General features: G+C 48.8%; 14 protein-coding genes. 6 read left to right on the top strand and 8 right to left on the bottom strand.

Going from position 1 to position 16,819, the window contains the following annotated elements; all coding sequences use genetic code 11:
- Positions 1-102: 102 nt before the first annotated feature.
- The 3 genes from G5S52_RS07550 (at position 103) to mltC (ending at position 6,427) form a co-directional block, all read left to right on the top strand.
- Positions 103-3,867, top strand: coding sequence for an EAL domain-containing protein (locus G5S52_RS07550; RefSeq protein ID WP_165012510.1), 3,765 nt, complete (start codon positions 103-105; stop codon positions 3,865-3,867).
- A gap of 101 nt (positions 3,868-3,968) precedes the next feature.
- Positions 3,969-5,156 (top strand): L-2-hydroxyglutarate dehydrogenase, encoded by a 1,188-nt coding sequence (lhgD, locus tag G5S52_RS07555; protein WP_165012511.1) that lies wholly within the window; start codon positions 3,969-3,971, stop codon positions 5,154-5,156.
- Positions 5,157-5,311: 155 nt separating this feature from the next.
- On the top strand, positions 5,312-6,427 hold the full coding sequence (gene mltC / locus G5S52_RS07560; RefSeq protein WP_165012512.1) for a membrane-bound lytic murein transglycosylase MltC: 1,116 nt from the start codon (positions 5,312-5,314) through the stop codon (positions 6,425-6,427).
- A gap of 40 nt (positions 6,428-6,467) precedes the next feature.
- On the opposite strand, the gene G5S52_RS07565 is transcribed toward mltC, so the two are convergent.
- From G5S52_RS07565 to G5S52_RS07580, 4 genes are all read right to left on the bottom strand, one after another.
- Positions 6,468-6,818 carry a rhodanese-like domain-containing protein gene (locus tag G5S52_RS07565; protein ID WP_165012513.1) on the bottom strand — a complete coding sequence of 117 codons (351 nt, stop codon included), beginning with the start codon at positions 6,816-6,818 and terminating at the stop codon, positions 6,468-6,470.
- 21 nt (positions 6,819-6,839) lie between these two features.
- A complete protein-coding gene (locus G5S52_RS07570; RefSeq protein ID WP_165012514.1) occupies positions 6,840-7,316 on the bottom strand; it encodes a peptide-methionine (S)-S-oxide reductase in 477 nt (158 codons plus the stop codon).
- A gap of 296 nt (positions 7,317-7,612) precedes the next feature.
- Positions 7,613-10,114: an EAL domain-containing protein gene (locus G5S52_RS07575; RefSeq protein WP_165012515.1), complete on the bottom strand. Its 2,502-nt coding sequence runs from the start codon at positions 10,112-10,114 to the stop codon at positions 7,613-7,615.
- Positions 10,114-11,157: a substrate-binding domain-containing protein gene (locus tag G5S52_RS07580; protein ID WP_165012787.1), complete on the bottom strand. Its 1,044-nt coding sequence runs from the start codon at positions 11,155-11,157 to the stop codon at positions 10,114-10,116. Before G5S52_RS07580 ends, G5S52_RS07575 begins: the two co-directional genes overlap by 1 nt.
- Before the next feature lie 166 nt (positions 11,158-11,323).
- Here G5S52_RS07580 and G5S52_RS07585 point away from each other — a divergent pair, with 166 nt between their 5' ends.
- Positions 11,324-12,406: a substrate-binding domain-containing protein gene (locus tag G5S52_RS07585; RefSeq protein ID WP_165012516.1), complete on the top strand. Its 1,083-nt coding sequence runs from the start codon at positions 11,324-11,326 to the stop codon at positions 12,404-12,406.
- A 255-nt stretch (positions 12,407-12,661) separates the two neighbouring features.
- Here the strand turns inward: G5S52_RS07585 and G5S52_RS07590 are convergent, their stop codons facing one another.
- The 4 genes from G5S52_RS07590 to G5S52_RS07605 all read right to left on the bottom strand — a co-directional run bounded on the left by G5S52_RS07590 (position 12,662) and on the right by G5S52_RS07605 (position 15,485).
- Entirely contained in the window at positions 12,662-13,867 is a 1,206-nt protein-coding gene (locus G5S52_RS07590) for a sensor histidine kinase (RefSeq protein ID WP_165012517.1), read from the bottom strand.
- Positions 13,864-14,559: a response regulator transcription factor gene (locus G5S52_RS07595; RefSeq protein ID WP_002536655.1), complete on the bottom strand. Its 696-nt coding sequence runs from the start codon at positions 14,557-14,559 to the stop codon at positions 13,864-13,866. The genes G5S52_RS07590 and G5S52_RS07595 overlap by 4 nt, the downstream gene beginning before the upstream one ends.
- 32 nt (positions 14,560-14,591) lie before the next feature.
- A complete protein-coding gene (locus G5S52_RS07600; RefSeq protein WP_165012518.1) occupies positions 14,592-14,855 on the bottom strand; it encodes a hypothetical protein in 264 nt (87 codons plus the stop codon).
- A gap of 84 nt (positions 14,856-14,939) precedes the next feature.
- The gene (locus G5S52_RS07605) at positions 14,940-15,485 is read right to left on the bottom strand and encodes a PepSY domain-containing protein (protein WP_165012519.1); all 546 of its coding nucleotides are present in this window, start codon (positions 15,483-15,485) and stop codon (positions 14,940-14,942) included.
- A 222-nt stretch (positions 15,486-15,707) separates the two neighbouring features.
- On the opposite strand from G5S52_RS07605, the gene G5S52_RS07610 reads away from it, so the two are divergent.
- Together G5S52_RS07610 and G5S52_RS07615 are read left to right on the top strand one after the other, a co-directional pair.
- Positions 15,708-15,938: a DUF350 domain-containing protein gene (locus G5S52_RS07610; protein ID WP_002536650.1), complete on the top strand. Its 231-nt coding sequence runs from the start codon at positions 15,708-15,710 to the stop codon at positions 15,936-15,938.
- Positions 15,939-15,941: 3 nt separating this feature from the next.
- Entirely contained in the window at positions 15,942-16,754 is an 813-nt protein-coding gene (locus G5S52_RS07615) for a transglutaminase domain-containing protein (RefSeq protein ID WP_165012520.1), read from the top strand.
- Positions 16,755-16,819: the final 65 nt, after the last annotated feature.

Genomic DNA, 16,819 nt, shown 5'->3' on the forward strand with positions numbered 1-16,819 from the left:
TAAACTTTTGAGACACAACTCTGCCTCTAAGGTGTGGCTTCGCTGTCAGCGCCTGCCGAAAGGGAGAGTTTCCTTTTTTTGACTCATGGTTCGGATGACAGAATGACGCCAACGACAGCGCCCACATCTTCTAAGGACGTATTTCCAGAGAATGCGGTTTTGATCCGCGTGATGCTGTTGTTTCTGGGCTGTCTGATTGAGTCGCTGTATGCCATCTACTTTTTACGCCAACCCAACAGTGCCGCGTTTATTTGGTATACCAATGGTTTCAGTATCGCCATGATCGCTCTGGCTCCTCCCAGCCAGCGTTTTGCCCTTGTTGGCACTGCTTTTGTTGCCATCTTACTTTCCAATATTATTTTCGGTGATGACCCTCTACAAAGTATTCAACTCTCAGCCGCAAACAGCACGACCATCATTCTTGGCAGCCTGTCTCTGGTGCTGATCAGTCGGTACGCTGAACCTTTCCTTTCTCTCAAAGCGTTTAGCTTTTTTGTCCTCTTTACGGTCATCCTTGTGCCTATTTCGGGCGCAGTCCTCGGCGGTTGGGTACTCAATCGAGAATTATCCATTCCTTTTGAAGTCGTTGCCCCGGCATGGTATCTGGGAGATGTTATCGGTTTTCTCGCCATCACCCCATTGACCTACACCTTGCTGCAGCGAGATAAAGAACTGCCTTCCAGCATTTATCGACCCACGACCGTCCTCACTATCTTCGCTATCGCAGCGCTTTCTGGATGGCTGCTCACCCATGTCACTTTCCCGTTCATTGCTATCGCTATCGCGTTAACCCTGGCTGGTGCTGTCTTAGATAGACTCTCAGCGTTTTTTACCGCCTTTGTCGTGTCAATCACCTTGGACCTGCTCTTGGTTAGCCCGGGGGAGAATCTGTTGCTCTCGGTTGAATCTTCCAGCCCAACAGCGCTGCTTCTTCCCATCAGTGGAGCCATGTTACTGGGTGCCATTCTAGCGGTGAAATCAGCACGTCTACTGCACATTCAAAAAATGAGTGATGAGCGCGCAGAGTTATTTTCAAATGCCATGCAATCTTCTGTCATCGGTACAGTGATGGTGCAGCCTGATGGCAAAATGAGTAATGCGAATCGAAGCTTCATTGACCTGATTGGCTACACCGGGGAAGAGTTGGAAAACAAAACCTTCCGTCAATTGGTTTTTCATCGCGACAAAGACACCGCCAATGAACAGCTCCAACTCCTTACTCAAAGCAAAATCAGTAACTTCCAAGCTGAAGTCCGCCTGACCCGCAAAAACAAGCAAGTCGTTTGGACACGTATAGCCGTTTCTATCATCCGGGATAAATGGACGGGTAACACCCAGCAATACATCTATCAGGTTCAGGATATTGATAAAGACCGCCGCTTTGATGACGAGCGGAAAATGTGGTCCAAGAAATTTGAGTTCGCTCTCGGCATTAACCATACCGCCGTCTACGAAATGGAGTGCCACACTAAATACTTGCAACTTTCCGAAAATTCCGAACAAGCCATTGGCATTAAAGCCACTGAAGTTAAACGCCTTTACGAATGGATGTCCCGTATTCACCCCGAAGACCTGCGCGAATACCAGCATACGTTAACCCGAAATGGGGGGCATTCAGGGGCGATCGAATACCGCTTGTTGGATGATAACGAGCGATATCGCTGGGTAAGGGACAATTGCCAACCTATTGAATATGACAGCCACGGCATGACGACTAAAGTGATTGGTACCATTGCCGACATTGATGACGAAAGAGCGTTGTCCCTGCAAGAAGCCATGGCAGCCAAACAAACCGAATTGGTCGGCCAGGTGTGTGATTTTGGCCTTTGGGAATATACGCCTGAAACAGAACAGCTCTATTGGAACGAAGAAATGTACGCCTTGTATGAGCTACAAAATGGCGAGCACATGACGACATCTCTTTGGCGGGAAAGAGTACTGCCTTCAGACCGCCATCAGCTTGATTCTGTGTTCAACATCACCCGCATGAACAACGATCAGCTCAGTTTCAACATCCAGGTACAAAACGCGCATGGACATGTGGTGTACCATCATATTTTGGCCAGAGTTATTCATTCTGAATCGGGTTCCCGTTTGGTCGGGCTATGTCAGGAAACCACCTTAATCCAGCGGGAAAACGTACAGCTCGAACGTGAAAACCTTTTGCTGGCTACGGCAGCGGAATCCGTCACAGATGGCATCGTCGCGCTGGACTCCCTGCTCCGGATAACCTTTATCAACCGCCATGCCTCGGTATTCACTGGCTTCTCCCCAGAAGAGCTGGTAGGTACTAACATCGACGAACAATTCAACATCTTTGATCGCCAGAACCAATACACCTTTGCGCACCTGCTCTCGGCCTATCACCAAGACTTCCGTTTGAGGGGCACCTTTACCCTGCAAACTGAACACAATCAGGAACAGTTGGTGTATTTAGAAACGACCCCTGTCATCCTCGACGGCGCAGCGCCCAACGGCTGGGTACTGACCTTCCACTATCAAACAGCGACGGTAGAAGAGAGGATTGCAAGACTGGAAGAGAAGTCAGCAATAGATATGCTCACGAAGTTGCCAAACCAACGCGCGTTTGAACATAGCTTACAAAGCCACATCGACAGCTTAAAGGGCACAGAACCCCATGCTTTAGCGGTGATAGAAGTCAGTGGGCTCGACATTCTGACGGACGCCTTCGGGGAGCAGATCCGTGATCAACTCATTAAATCGGCAGCACTTTTAATCAAGGCGTTGGGTAAAGAGCGCGTTGCCAGAATCAGTGACACCCAATTTGGCATGCTGCTGGAGCATGAATCCGTCGAACACGCTCGCGCCTCTCTGGTCACACTGGCAGAGAAAATTGGCGCGTTGAAGTACCAACAAGGTGACTTTTCCTACCCATTAGGATGCTCAATGGGTTTGACTGCAGCAGACGACCCTAGCAACACACCATTCCAGCTCATCTATCAAGCGCAGGTGGCATTGGAGTCCATCACTGAGGGCAGTCAGCACGCAATTTCAATCTTTGATGCATCCTTGCTTAACGACGGCATTTCTTTCCGTCGCGACTTTTTGCTGCAGCGTATCGATACCGCCATCTCTACGAATTCATTCAGTCTTTTAAGCATGCCTATCATTCCTACTAATCAGGAAGACCAAACCTGGCATGAGCTTTTGGTCAGGCTGATCACAGAAGACGGCGATCTTTTATTACCCGCAGAATTCTTGGCTGCTGCTGAACCCACAGGCCGATTGATCAGCATTGAGCGCTGGGTCTTCAATGAAGTGCTGGTCACGCAAGCGTCTGCACTGGCGCAAACCGGTATGTCGGTCGCGGTAAACATCTCTTCGGGTGCCTTCTACAACGAGAGCTTCATGATTTATTGCTTAGATTTAATAAAGAAAAGTACCTTACCCGCCCAACAACTTTGTATAGAAGTAAAAGAAAGCACCCTTTTGATTGACACCGTGCGTTCACAACAAATTGTTTCCTCCCTGAGAAAGCTGGGTTGTGAGGTCGCCGTTGACAGTTTCGGCGCGGAACTGACATCGTTCGGGTATCTACGTAAATTCAATATCAGCCTGCTCAAGATTGATGGCAGCATTATTTCCATGATGAAATCGAGCAAGGTCGACAGGCGTATCGTTGAATCCATCAAACAAGTCAGCGACTCGCTCAAAGTCAAAACCGCAGCACAGAAAGTGAATTCTGATGAAGACCTACGTCAGGTGATGGAAGTTGGACTGGATTACACACAAGGCTACATATACGGTGAACCTGTTCCCCTCGCCAGGATCATTTCTTCCTACAAAATGGGGCTGGGGCATACATACGCGAAAGAAGGGATGAACAAAAGAAAGACAGCGGGTTAACACCCTATCCTCGTCACAGACTCACAGCACATACCTTCCCATCGCTGTCGATTTATCATTCAATCATCACTCTCACAGGCGTCATTAGCAGGGACTGACACATGGTGAATTGTGATTATTTGATCATCGGCGCGGGTATCGTCGGCCTCAGTGTGGCCAATGAGCTCCAGCAACGAGAGCCCAACGCCAGAGTCGTGGTTGTCGAAAAAGAAGCCCAACCCGCCAGTCACCAAACCGGACGCAACAGCGGTGTGATCCATGCCGGTGTCTACTACACGCCCGGCAGTATGAAGGCCCGCTTTTGCAAAGAAGGGAATCAGGCCATCAAAGCCTTCTGTACCGAGCACCACATCCCTTTCGAAGAGTGCGGCAAGCTACTGGTCGCCACCAGCGAGATTGAACTTGAACGCATGGAAGCATTAAAAATCCGGGCGGCTGACAACGAACTGGAATTCGATGTGCTGGACGCCGCACAGCTTAAGGAAAAAGAGCCAAATATCAGTGGGCTTGGTGCCATCTTTGTCCCTTCGACAGGCATCGTCAGCTACCGCCAAATCTGCGAAAAACTCGGAAGTATGATCAAGGAGTGCGGTGGGGATGTTTTCTATAGTTATCCTGTTGAGTACATTCAGGAATCTAAAGATGGCGTGACTGTGGTGGCGGGTGAACAAACGTTCCATACCGGCAAGCTGATTGCCTGCGCAGGCATTATGTCAGACCGCATTGTGCGTATGCTGGGAGAGACGCCCGATTTCCAAATGGTGCCGTTTCGGGGAGATTACTACCAGTTGGCGACTGAGCATAATGCCATTATCAGCAGCCTGATTTATCCCATCCCTGACCCTGCTTTGCCCTTCCTCGGCGTTCACCTGACCAAAATGATTGATGGCTCGGTCACTGTTGGCCCAAATGCGGTGCTAAGTCTTGCCCGTGAAGGCTACACCCGCTTTTCTTTCTCTCCAAATGACGTGGTTGAAATGCTGCAATATCCGGGTTTCTACAAGGTGATTCGCCGCAACTTCAAATCGGCGATGAAAGAGCTGCGCAATGGTTTCTGGAAGCCGGGATACTTAAAAGAAGTGCAGAAGTATTGTCCTTCTCTCACCAATCAGGATTTGCTTTCCTACCCCTCGGGTATTCGCGCTCAAGCGGTCTACCAAAATGGCGATCTGGCTGATGATTTCCTGTTCCACAAAACCGAGCACGCATTAGTTGTTTGCAATGCACCTTCACCGGCAGCGACATCTTGCTTTCCTATCGCCAAACATATCGTCGAACAACTCAACTAGACCTGCTCAAAAAGCGCGCTAACACCTTGTGTGTTAGCGCAAAATTTCTATCTTTAGCTGCCCCGATACCGACAAATTTCTTTCCTTTTTTAAAGGTCAGGCATAGCATCGTCGCCTCTATTCACTAAGAACAAAAACAACAATCAGAAGTGACGATGAAAAAAGCCATTCTTCTGCTGTCAGCAACCCTGCTTGCTGGCTGCTCGTCAGCGCCCGAAACCCCGGACTGCAATTGCGATAACACACCGCCACCTGTGACCAGCCAACCCGTGTCTGATGCCAATAAAAAGGCAATCAACGCCCTGTTCGCTTACATTGCCAAAGAAGCGAAAAAACAATGGGGCGACGATGAGTATGTCGAGTCCAGCAAACACCGCTATGTGAAGTATCTGGACGGTTATCAGACCCGAGCACACATCGACTTTGAGGCAGGTAAGATCTATGTTTCTACCGTTGCTCAACGCCAGCCGATGGAGAAGCTGCAAAAAGCCATCGTTCAAACGGTATTAATGCCCGCTGACCCCAAGCACGTCGAGCAGTTTACGGACAAAGATATTGAGCTCACCGGAAAGCCGTTTTTCCTCGGTCAGATTGTCGATCAGGAAGGCAAGTCGATTGAGTGGGAATGGCGCGCAAACCGCTTTGCGGATTACCTCATCGATAACAAGCTGCAAAGTAAAATCATCAAACGCGGCAAAGCTTATTACGTGCAGATTGATATGGTGAAAGACCATTTGGAGCAGCGTGAATACCAGTATGCACACTATGTTCGCGACGCCTCAAAGCGTTACGACATTCCAGAAGATCTGATTTACGCAGTGATCAAAACCGAAAGCAGCTTCAACCCTTATGCGGTCAGCCATGCGGGTGCGTACGGTTTGATGCAGGTGATCCCGAAAACAGCGGGTGCGGATGTGTTTAATCTGGTGAAGAAAAAGCCGGGAATGCCGACCAAAGAGTACCTGTTCGATCCCGCAAATAACATCGACACAGGTACAGCGTATCTGCACATTCTGAAAACCCGTTATCTGCGTGATGTAAAGAATGCGTCATCCAAGCACTTCAGCATGATTTCCGCCTACAACGGCGGCACGGGCGGTGTTCTGGCCACCTTCCATAACGATCGCAAACAGGCGATGGTAGCGCTTAACCGCAAGTCTCCGCGTCAGGTCTACGATGCCCTGACAGCCCGACACCCGAAAGACGAGGCGAGACGCTACCTGCAGAAGGTGCTCTACTTCCAGAAAGACTTTAATGAAGGGAAAATTTAAGCAGTCACCAGAAATGGTTTAACTGGAAACGCGAAGTCATTTACTTCGCGTTTTTCATTTCTTCAAAACCACCTGCATTGTGAAGATTGGTGAAGCCTTTGCTCAACAGATATTGATAGGCTGCACCCGAGCGTACACCACTTCGGCAATACAACACCAACGGTGTGTCTTTATCTAAATGCTGGATGTGCTTATCCAGCTCCGTCACCGGGTAATTCAGTGCACCACTCAGGTGGCCATCATCGAATTCACCCGGCGTGCGAACATCCACCACCATCGCGCCCTGCTCAATCATTTCCCAACCATACTCCGCGCGCTCGGTTGCCGAAGCCACAGGTGCCACCAGCAAGGCGCTACAAAGTGTCAGGGTTAATGCGATTGTTCTGTTCATTCCTTCATCCTTGGCTTTAATCTATCTCTTCTTGTATTTATGTAATAAATCCAGAGGGATATGGCAATAGTCATCAGGGAAACGGGTCAGCCTATCTTGATGCTCATCATCACTCGGCACATAGTTACTCAGGGGCAAGACTTCCACCACAATCTTTTCCGCATCTTTCCTGGCCGCAATGAATTCGCGGGCAATGGTCAAATGCTCAGGATGATTGCTGTATATGCCTGTGCGGTATTTCTCGCCGACATCTTCGCCTTGCTGGTTCACGCTGTAAGGGTCGATGATTTCAAAGAAATATTCCATCAGCGTCATGACAGAGACCGTGTCAGGGTCGAATTGTGTTCGCACACATTCGGCATAACCATCATAAGGTGTGGCCGTTGAATCGCTGGTGCCATTAGCCCTTCCCGCTTCTGTGGATATCACACCTGGCAAGTGGCGCATAAATTCCTGAACGCCCCACAGGCAACCGCCTGCAAAGTAGATCTCTTCCAACTATCCTCCCACTAATCACAGCCGACGATAAGACACGCCTCATACGTTTATACCCAAACGACCTGAAGGTGCTCGCATTCAGAGGTCATCAATGCGTTCAATTCAAGGCAAATTTCGCGAGGAATAGTGGTTCTATTTCCGTGGAATTTAACGAAGAAGTGGGCGCATTGAGGGCCTCCCTTCGGGCGAGTTGACTGACGTCGTGCTCGTTGTTGTCCCTTTTTGATGGAGGTGACTACACCTACAAAGGGACGCCGCGATCACAACGCCAGTCAATCTCGCTGAATCCGGCATCTTCAGGTTGTTTGGGTATATGCATGATACAAGGCTGACCGAGGGATGTGATCTTTATTTTTACTCAAGTAATCCAACCAGCCATCGACGGGCAAAGGTTTGGCAAAATAGTACCCTTGAGCTGACGCACATCCAAGCTGTCGTAACGTATCGACATGAGACCGCGTTTCCGCCCCTTCTGCGACGACGGCCAAATCCAACACTTTCGCCAGCTGGAGAATCGCCTTGGTGATTTCGTAATCAGACGGGGAGGTATTCACGTCTTTGATAAAGCTGCGGTCGAGCTTGATGTAATCGGCGGAGAGGTTTTTCAGCACAGAGAGAGAAGAATAGCCGGTACCAAAATCATCAATCGCTATCTTGTAGCCTTTGGCATGCAACATTTCGATGGTCCTGACACAGGTTTCAAAGTCCCGCATCATGTCCCGCTCGGTGATTTCCAGAATCAATTGGCTGGGTTTGCATTCTGTCTTATCCAGAATGGTTTGGAGCTGCTCGGCCAAGTCCGTCATGTAGAACATCCTTGCCGAGAAGTTGACCGAGATAAAGATATTGGAAGTATCAATGCCAGCGCGTTTCCACTCAGTCACCAGCTTGGCGACTTTACTGAATACCCACTTATCAATATCCACCACCAGATCTGATTTTTCAGCCACTTCCAAAAAAGCACTCGGCGGAAGTAAGCCAAGTCGTGGGTGTTGCCACCTCACTAACGCTTCTGCCCCGAGGATATTGCCTGTCGCCAAATTGACTTTGGGCTGGAAGAAAACCATCAATTCATCTTGGCTGACCGCATGGTGTAACCCGCGGCTCGTTTCGATGATGTCATTCACTTCCGTTGTCATTTCATCTGTGTAGATGCGGTAGCCATCGCGGCCGTTCCGTTTGGCATAATACATCGCGGTATCCGCATTTCTGATCAGGGTTTCACCATCATGCCCGTGGTCAGGAAACTCGCAGACGCCAATGCTTGCAGACACAAAAATGGTATTGTCTTCAATGTAATAGGGCTTTCTTATCGCTTTGTTGATTCTCTGTGCCATCAGCATCCCATTTGCCAGGTCACTGTTGGGCATCAGGATCATAAATTCATCGCCGCCCATTCGGGACACGAAGCCTTTTTCGCCAATCAACAAAGAAAGTTTCTCCGCCACGTTAATCAGCAAGTTGTCACCCGCAGCATGACCCAGTGAGTCATTGATGGTTTTAAATTCATCAATATCCATGTAAAGCAGCAAGAAGTTGGTGCCGCTCTGCTTGGAATGGGAGATCTGCTTATCCAGCTCTTTCGAGGCCAACAGCCGGTTACCCAGCCCTGTCAGTGGATCGTGATGGGCAAGGAAGTCGAAGTTTTTCTTCTCTTCTGTGATGGCTTGATAGGCTTCCGAGAGTCTCGCCGCCATGTTGTTATAAGCGCTTTCAATATGCCCCCATTCATCGCTTCGACCCAGGTCAATCGGCCGCTTTGTGCCATTTGATACCAAGCGATCAAACCCATCTTTAAGATCATCCAAAGGCTTCTGGATATGCCTTCTGACGACATAATTGATGAGTAATACAGAGAATAAAAACGCCAACAGGCTGATAATGATGGCATTCAAACGGGATTCGCTGATCAGATCTTCTAACTGGGTGGTGAGTTGCAACGTCTGATCCTGTACCCGGGCTTCGGTATTTTCGACCATTTGAAGCAGCCCAGTTTGCGATTGAACCAGCGCTGCGATCACCACCCAGCGCTGATCCAAATTCGCCCTGATTTTCCTGAGCGCGGCGTGGTAGTTATCCAATGTCTGCGCGATGGCGACTTTCTGTGTCTTGACCTCAGAGGTGGGAATATCAACGTTCTCGAGATGAAGCTGAAGGATATCCAGCTCTTTCTCCGCCTCGATGAGCAGGACTTTTTCCGTCTCGGGCGTAATGCGGCTATGAATATCACCCAGCATTTTCCCCACGGTGAGGAACGATTCGCGAAGCATGGCGATGATATCCAACTCATTGTTGTAGATGACCACTTCCTCATCACTGAGGTGCTCCAACTTGCTCTCAGCCACTGCAAATTCGAGCGCATTGAGTTGCTCGGCTAACGTGGCATCCGTCGTTTTGGCTTCTTTGAGGATCCGGTTTAACGCCAGCGAACTGCCGAGAAAACGGTGAAAATTGTCAATGAAAGCGTCAATCTTGTGGGAAAAATCCTGATTCGTGGAGAGATCTCTTAGCCTTTGAAGTTGAAAATCAATGTCAAACGCCTCTTCAGACAGCGCCGTTTCACTGTAGAGGAAAGTTTGCTCCAAAAGCTTGACCCGTGAGGTCAATGCAAAGACGCGACGACTGATTTCGGAGTTCACAATCAGCTCAGAGACATGACGGGAAGTTTCTGTTTTCAGCGTGGATTCGACATAGAACAGAGAACGAATGACGATCAGGACAGCAAAGCTCACCATAAGCAGTGAAATCAAGCTTGAGATAATGAGTCTTTGCGTGATGCTCGTATTGTTCTTGTTCATCATGGCTTCCATATCTTTAGGTAGGCATCGCGATAGCCATTATTCGGGTCGTAGACACCTCGCTGATGCTTGCCCAGTAGCGCACCGACGTTTTCAGGTGTCACCAAATGCACGGGGGCAGAATAGCCGCTCGGCGGAAGTTGATTAAATGCCCGGTTGAGCTCATCCGTGATCTGCCAACCATGCAGATAAAGCGGTTCTGGTACGGTCGCTAACTGGAAATTATTGTTGTTGATGCGCTTATACGCGGCCCGGCTTCCATCACCGGCTGAGATGTTTTGCGGAATTTGAGACTGGTGCTCTAGGTTGGTTTCCAGCGAAGGGATAACAAAATCAATGTAGAGATCGTTGATGGCAAGGATATAAGTGATGTCTTCGCTGTATTTTTTCCATAGGCTATCAAAGGTAACGGGCATCTGTTCAGCGATTTTATCAAGAGGCAGTGCATTGACTTCCAGTACCTCACAGGTCTTGCAACGTCGGATGGTATCCGCCATGACATTGGCTTTAATGGTCGCAATTTCGTAGTTCGGGTCGGTGAAGATAAGGGCTCTGGCCTGTCCTTGGGAACTGACAATCGCCAACATAGCGGCCGTTTCAGCAACGGCAAGCGGGTCGGTGGTGACGTTCATGAACAGGCCAAGTTCGCTGTTGCCTCCTGCCAACTCAGTCGCATGCCAGCCGATCACCACGATACCTTGGCGTTTAGCGACCTCTAACACGTCTTTGTGATGCTTTGCGTCGATACCACCAAGAACAATCGCGTCAGGTTTGAAGCTGATGGCTTTCTTAATCGCAGCACCCTGTCGAACCTCAGAGCCAAACCCATCAATGAATCTCAGATGCCAGTCTAGATTCGAAATGGCCTCAGACATGCCTTTCCCAACACCGTATACGCCGCCATTTCTCAAGTCGGAAGCGACATAAATGATGTTTTTGTTGCTGACGATACGCGGCCCAGTCACAGGACCGTCCCAGATATCATTCTCAGATATCGCTTTGCTCACCTTCTCTTCTGCATACGCAACATAGTCCACCTCCATCATGTCGGCGGAACACGTTGTCGCGATGAAAAAGAAGACGAAAGTCTTGATTCGAGAAAAAATATAATCAGCCAAAGAATGAGACCCGTCTATTTTATAAATCTCATGTATCATTAATAAGCATGTTAATAGAGTTTTTCCTATTGGTAAACCACAAGGAAGGTAAATGAAAAGAAGTATTTTGGCAGGCCTGATTTTCGCTTTAGGGTCTGCATCTTTTTCAGCTATTGCTAATAAAACCCCAAATAATCTGAATAATGAAAAACTTAAAGACTTTCAGAAAAAAGTAAGTGACCCACCCTTACCGATCAATATGAAAAATTTACGCAAACCGATGCGTATCGCTATTATTTATCCTAGTGCAGATATCTCTGATTTTTGGATAAAAAACTTCAAAGCAATGACTCAGCGACTATTGGCGCTGAGGGTTCCCTATGAGGTTCACGAATTCTCCTCAAGGCAGATAGAGCATTCTCGGCAAACCCAGTACACCGACCAAGTCTTGAGCGCTGAGGAGCCCTATGACTTTGTCATTTTTGGTCCTTCCGAGCTTGATTTACAAGCCACCAATATCCAAAAGCTGTCCGCATCAAAACAATTTAAAACCTTCATTTGGGCGTTCCATACGCCAGATAGCACATGGACCCATCAGCCTGATGCCTGGTTCGACTTTTCGAGTGCCATGGGCGCTGATGTACTTTGCGACCATGTGATTAAGCACGTGGGCAAAGAGGTGGAATTTGCTGCCAACCGAGGTATCCCTGGCATTACAGATACTCAACGTTCTCAAGGGTTTATCGACTGTGTACAGCGGAAAGGTAACTGGCGCAATATCTACGAACACTTTGGCCAATATCAGAAGCTCGGAGGCGCTGACGGCGTGCGATTGGTGCTCAATAATTTTCCCGAAGTATCGATGATACACAATGCCAATACCGCCATGACCATGGGTGCTGTCGAAGCGCTTGGTGAAGCAGACAGATTGTCTGATATTTATGTTACGGGCTGGGGTGGAACGGCAAAAGAGATCGAAAAGATTCGGGCGGGTGAATTAGATGCGACGCCAATGAGGATGAGCGATGATCTGGGTGTGGCCACCGCAGAGGCCATTAAATTTCACCTCGAAGGCAGGGCTTCTGAAGTGCCTTTAATTTACCTCGGACGCATCACCGTTGTTCATAACCAAATGAAAGAAAGCGAATTAAACCGCCTAACCAAAGAAGCATTCCGTTATTCGGGAATCGAGTAGGGAATATCGATTTCTGACACCTTTAATTCTCAATAATGAGAATTAAAGGTGTCGACAGGGTAATTTAAATCCAAAACTTTAAAGATAAAAAAATAAAGAAATTATCAATTTTAATTTTAGAGAGTAAATAACCTCAAAATGAATTCTGTTTCATATAATAAAAAGCAGAAACATGACATTCATTGTTATTCATGAGCACATACACTTTCGTTTCTCTTGTCGAAGAAAAACAATCTTCTCAAGCATATATACCCACTAGCGGACAGAGATCGCCACCCTGACGCCCAACCCCGGTTCTGCATCAAACAGCTCAATATGGCCGTAATGCAAACCAGCCACGGCTTTTGCCAAGGACAACCCAAGACCAAGGCCACCATCGGTGCGACTTTTGTCGACACGGTATAAACGCTCGAACACGCGCTCTTTTTCTTCATCAGAGATACCGGGGCCATTATCACTCACTTCGAGCCACACATTGCCGTTTTCCGGATTTTCACCGCAGCGAAGCTGGATTTGACTGCCCGCAGGACAATAACGCAGCGCGTTCTCAATCAGGTTCGCCACCTGCTGGATAAGCAGCTCTCGATCGCCTTGAATCATCAGTGGTGAGTCCGGCTTCTCTACCGTCAGCGTCATCTCTGCATCTTCGGCGACATCGACGTAAATCTCTGCCACCGTCTCAATGACATTGTTCAGGTCAAGCGCCATAAAGCGGCTTCGGCGCGCACCGGATTCAATCTGGGAAATCCGCAACAATGCATCGAAAATAGAAGCCAAACGCTGCGAATCTTCCAACGCTTTGTCGAGTTCCTCGATAAAAGCGTCATCGAGATTCGGCTCAACGCGCTCCGCGTCTTCCCGCAGTGTCAACAGGTTATGGCGCAAGCGGGTAATCGGTGTTTTTAGCTCATGAGCGATGTTGGCAGAGATGTCGCTCATCGCCGCGACAGAGCCTTCCAGCCGTGACAGCATGTCATCAACAGAAACTGAAATTCTCGCCAAATCGTTGTGTATGTATTTCACGTCGGTCCGAGCGGAAAGATCGCCCTCAGCCGCCGCATTGAGCACGCTTTCAATGCGATTGATACGTTTTTGGCTAATACGGCTCATCGCAACAACCAATGCCACGGTGAAAATCGACACCAGTACGCCAGCAAGTACAAAACCAGACGCCAGCACCGCAAGAATCTCGTCGTCTTCAATCGGGTCATCATCCACTTTTTTATGGTGACCGGTAGCTAACTGCTGGGACTCTTTCACTATCTCACGGTTTTGGTCTTTCAGTTCATGCTCGACATAGAAGAAAGTCACGGTTGCCATCAGCACCAGACTGATAATCGACACACCACCAAACATCAAACCTTGCTGGGTTGCAGAGCTTTTCATCCAGGACGGTAACAACGTCAGCAGTTTGCGCTTGGAAAAGTGGCGATGGAAAAAGTCCGTCACTCTGGCTTTCATTTCGCCTCACCGCCTTTTTGTTCAAGCTTATAGCCCACGCCGCGGACAGTCTGAATCAGCGTATCGCCAAAAGGCTTTTCGAGCTTGTTGCGAAGGCGGCTGATATGGGTTTCCACCACGCTGGTTTGCGGGTCGAAATGAATATCCCATACGTGTTCAAGTAGCATGGTGCGGGTGATCACCCGACCAGGGTGGCGAAGGAACAGCTCCAGAATACGGAACTCTTTCGGCTGTAAATCCAGTGGCTGCCCCTGACGGGTGGCGGAGTGCTCAAACAGGTTCAGCACCACGTCGCCATAACTGATTTCAGGACTGGCTTCGGTGGACTTCAACACAGAGCGGCGGGAAAGCGCGGTGACGCGAGCCAACAGCTCAGAAAACGCGAAAGGCTTGGTGAGATAATCATCACCACCCGCTTCCAAACCCTGCACACGATCATCTACGCCACCGAGGGCGGTCAGAAAAAGTATTGGCGTGCCGACCTGAGCCGCACGCAGCGCTTTGACCAAAGAGAGACCATCCAACCCCGGCAACATACGATCGACAATCGCCACATCGTAGCTTTCTGCCATACAAAGCGTGAGCGCATGCTTACCGTTGTCGGTGACTTCAACCTGATGGCCTGCTTCACGCAGGCCTTTTTCTACAAAACTACTGAGGCTGGTATCGTCCTCGACCAACAACACGCGCATAGGGACTCTCTCTGTTCGGATAACATTGCGGCTTATACAGCCGCAATCGGTTCTTCGTCGTTTCTCTTATCTGTGGGGTTGGCGATGTCGTTATACATCTGGCGTTGTTGCCATTTCGCCGCGATAATTGCCGCTATTCCGGCCATCAAACTGATTCCCAGTGTAACCAGTCCCAGCATAAATAGTAGTGAGAAACTCACAACACCCAGAATTGCCATAGGTGCCTCTTGAACAACACGTTTCACCATCTCTTTTGCGCGTTGCCACATTGATGTGTTTTTAGTTTCGTCGCTCATGTGTACCTCCAATCAGGGACGGCATCGCCCCTACAGATAAATTCGATTGTGACTTTCTAGGGTCTGTTGACCCTATGCGTAGGCTTATTTCGAAGCCATCGCATTGATGCGGGTTTCAACGCGTTTGCCGTTTGCATCCAGCAACTCAACTTCATAAGAAGGCTGGTCACGGTGGTCATCTTGCTCAATGCTCCACGCTTTACCGCCAACCTGTGTTTCCGCTTGCATCAGCGCTTGTTCCAGAGACAAGTAGGTTCCGTCTTTGATGCCTGATAGCCAAATGGCGTCTTCAATGTCGTCATCATCGTGGTGGTCGTCATGGTCACGACGGGCTTTCGTCAAGATCACTTCGCCAGTTGTTGCGTTCACCACGGTTTTGATTTCTTCGCCGGTTTCGCTTGCCAGCTCAATCTCGTATACCGCCTGGCCCATTTCTACGTCGCGTTCTGCTTCTAGTACCACGCCGCCAGTGGCGTTTTTGGCAATCTCAACCGCCTGAACCAGACTGACTGCATCTTCATTCAGTGACTTTGGTGCGTCACCCGCGTTTGCAGTGCCTACCGCCATCATGGCGCTCAGACCCAATACAGCAGAAATAGCAGCAGGCTTAAAAATCATTGTCTTTTTCATGGTGTCATCCTCGTTATTGGTATCGGTGGACAAGGACATTTCCCTGTCGACGTAGATACTCTAACTAAAGGGGCTTTCGCCAACTTTTCGCGAACTATACATTTTTGTAAGGTTTGATAAGACTCGCTTTACCAAGCATTTGCATCGAATAGCTGGATAAAAAACAGTACTATCAACGTATATGGCAGAAGCCGATACTTACCCTATGCAAGGAGTGCAACTATGGGCAGCGAGTTTTTTTTCGCTTCAATTCTCAACCTTTCCATCAATCTCATTTACACCATCATTTCTTTGCTGGTTGGCGTTTACGCCCTGTTGTGGGTGGACAAGAAACTGTTGAAGAATGTGGATATAGAAGAGGAAATGAAGAAGGGCAACGTGGCGGTTTCACTTTTTGCATCAACCATCCTCATTTTCGTTGCTGTTATCGTTGCGTTCGGTTTTCGCAGTTAAGCCATGAACCTCAAGTTTTATCTTCCGCTGATGTTGGTGTTGGCCGTAGTGGCCAGCCTGCTTGAAGAGAGAAAGGCCAAACTGCCGGATGTGCCAAGTCACACTGAAAAGCAGATAACTGCTTCCACCAGCGCCTTGACGCCGGCGGATATCGAATTTGATGGAAGTAATGGTTTTCTCACCTTGCTTGACTCAAACCGTAAGATCTCCCATAAGGAAATCGCCCGTTGGCGTGCATCTTTGAAGGGGAACAACGGGTTCTACACTTACCAGACCAATAACCGCCCTTTTACGGCGCTGGCGCCCGACATAAAAGGGAACTTTCACCTGACCCACAGTTACCTGGAGGGCTATCTTCCCTTCAAAGTCGACAACCCTATGCTGCCCATGCTGGTGATCGCCAGAAAGAAAACCTACCAGTATGACCACGAGCAATACGGTGGCCTGATGGAAATTTGGCAATCGAGCAAGCAGTCTTACTACTACCCTTCCGGCGATTGTGAGGACCATGCTATTCTGCTGGCAGACTGGTTGATTGAAGCTGGGTATGACGCGCGCGTGGCAGTCGGCACATACGACGGTGGTGGTCATGCCTGGGTAGTGCTGTTCATCAATGGTAACGAGTATGTGTTGGAAGCGACCCAAAAACGCGGTTTTGGCCGACAGTATCCACTGGCTTCAACCCAGCCAAATTACCACCCGACAATGATGTTTACCCAAGACCATTTTTGGTTAAACACAGGTTCTGATGTCACCACAGATTATTCATCTAAGCACTGGAAACTGATGAGCCGGTTCACCGAGCAGCCTTTTTAACAATTTACAATGTAAACAATGAGCTTTAGAGCGCTGGGTTTGTTTACCAAAGCAAAGCACTGAAC

The sequence above is a fragment of the Grimontia sedimenti genome (assembly GCF_011045095.1).
Classification (GTDB): Bacteria; Pseudomonadota; Gammaproteobacteria; order Enterobacterales; family Vibrionaceae; genus Enterovibrio; species Enterovibrio sedimenti.

Coding starts and splice junctions, on each gene's coding strand:
- G5S52_RS07585 (WP_165012516.1), top strand. CDS start 11,324: ATGAAAAGAAGTATTTTGGCAGGCCTGATTTTCGCTTTAGGGTCTGCA.
- G5S52_RS07610 (WP_002536650.1), top strand. CDS start 15,708: ATGGGCAGCGAGTTTTTTTTCGCTTCAATTCTCAACCTTTCCATCAAT.
- G5S52_RS07615 (WP_165012520.1), top strand. CDS start 15,942: ATGAACCTCAAGTTTTATCTTCCGCTGATGTTGGTGTTGGCCGTAGTG.
- mltC (WP_165012512.1), top strand. CDS start 5,312: ATGAAAAAAGCCATTCTTCTGCTGTCAGCAACCCTGCTTGCTGGCTGC.
- G5S52_RS07550 (WP_165012510.1), top strand. CDS start 103: ATGACGCCAACGACAGCGCCCACATCTTCTAAGGACGTATTTCCAGAG.
- G5S52_RS07605 (WP_165012519.1), bottom strand. CDS start 15,485: ATGAAAAAGACAATGATTTTTAAGCCTGCTGCTATTTCTGCTGTATTG.
- G5S52_RS07590 (WP_165012517.1), bottom strand. CDS start 13,867: ATGAAAGCCAGAGTGACGGACTTTTTCCATCGCCACTTTTCCAAGCGC.
- G5S52_RS07565 (WP_165012513.1), bottom strand. CDS start 6,818: ATGAACAGAACAATCGCATTAACCCTGACACTTTGTAGCGCCTTGCTG.
- G5S52_RS07600 (WP_165012518.1), bottom strand. CDS start 14,855: ATGAGCGACGAAACTAAAAACACATCAATGTGGCAACGCGCAAAAGAG.
- lhgD (WP_165012511.1), top strand. CDS start 3,969: ATGGTGAATTGTGATTATTTGATCATCGGCGCGGGTATCGTCGGCCTC.
- G5S52_RS07580 (WP_165012787.1), bottom strand. CDS start 11,157: ATGGAGGTGGACTATGTTGCGTATGCAGAAGAGAAGGTGAGCAAAGCG.
- G5S52_RS07575 (WP_165012515.1), bottom strand. CDS start 10,114: ATGAACAAGAACAATACGAGCATCACGCAAAGACTCATTATCTCAAGC.
- G5S52_RS07595 (WP_002536655.1), bottom strand. CDS start 14,559: ATGCGCGTGTTGTTGGTCGAGGACGATACCAGCCTCAGTAGTTTTGTA.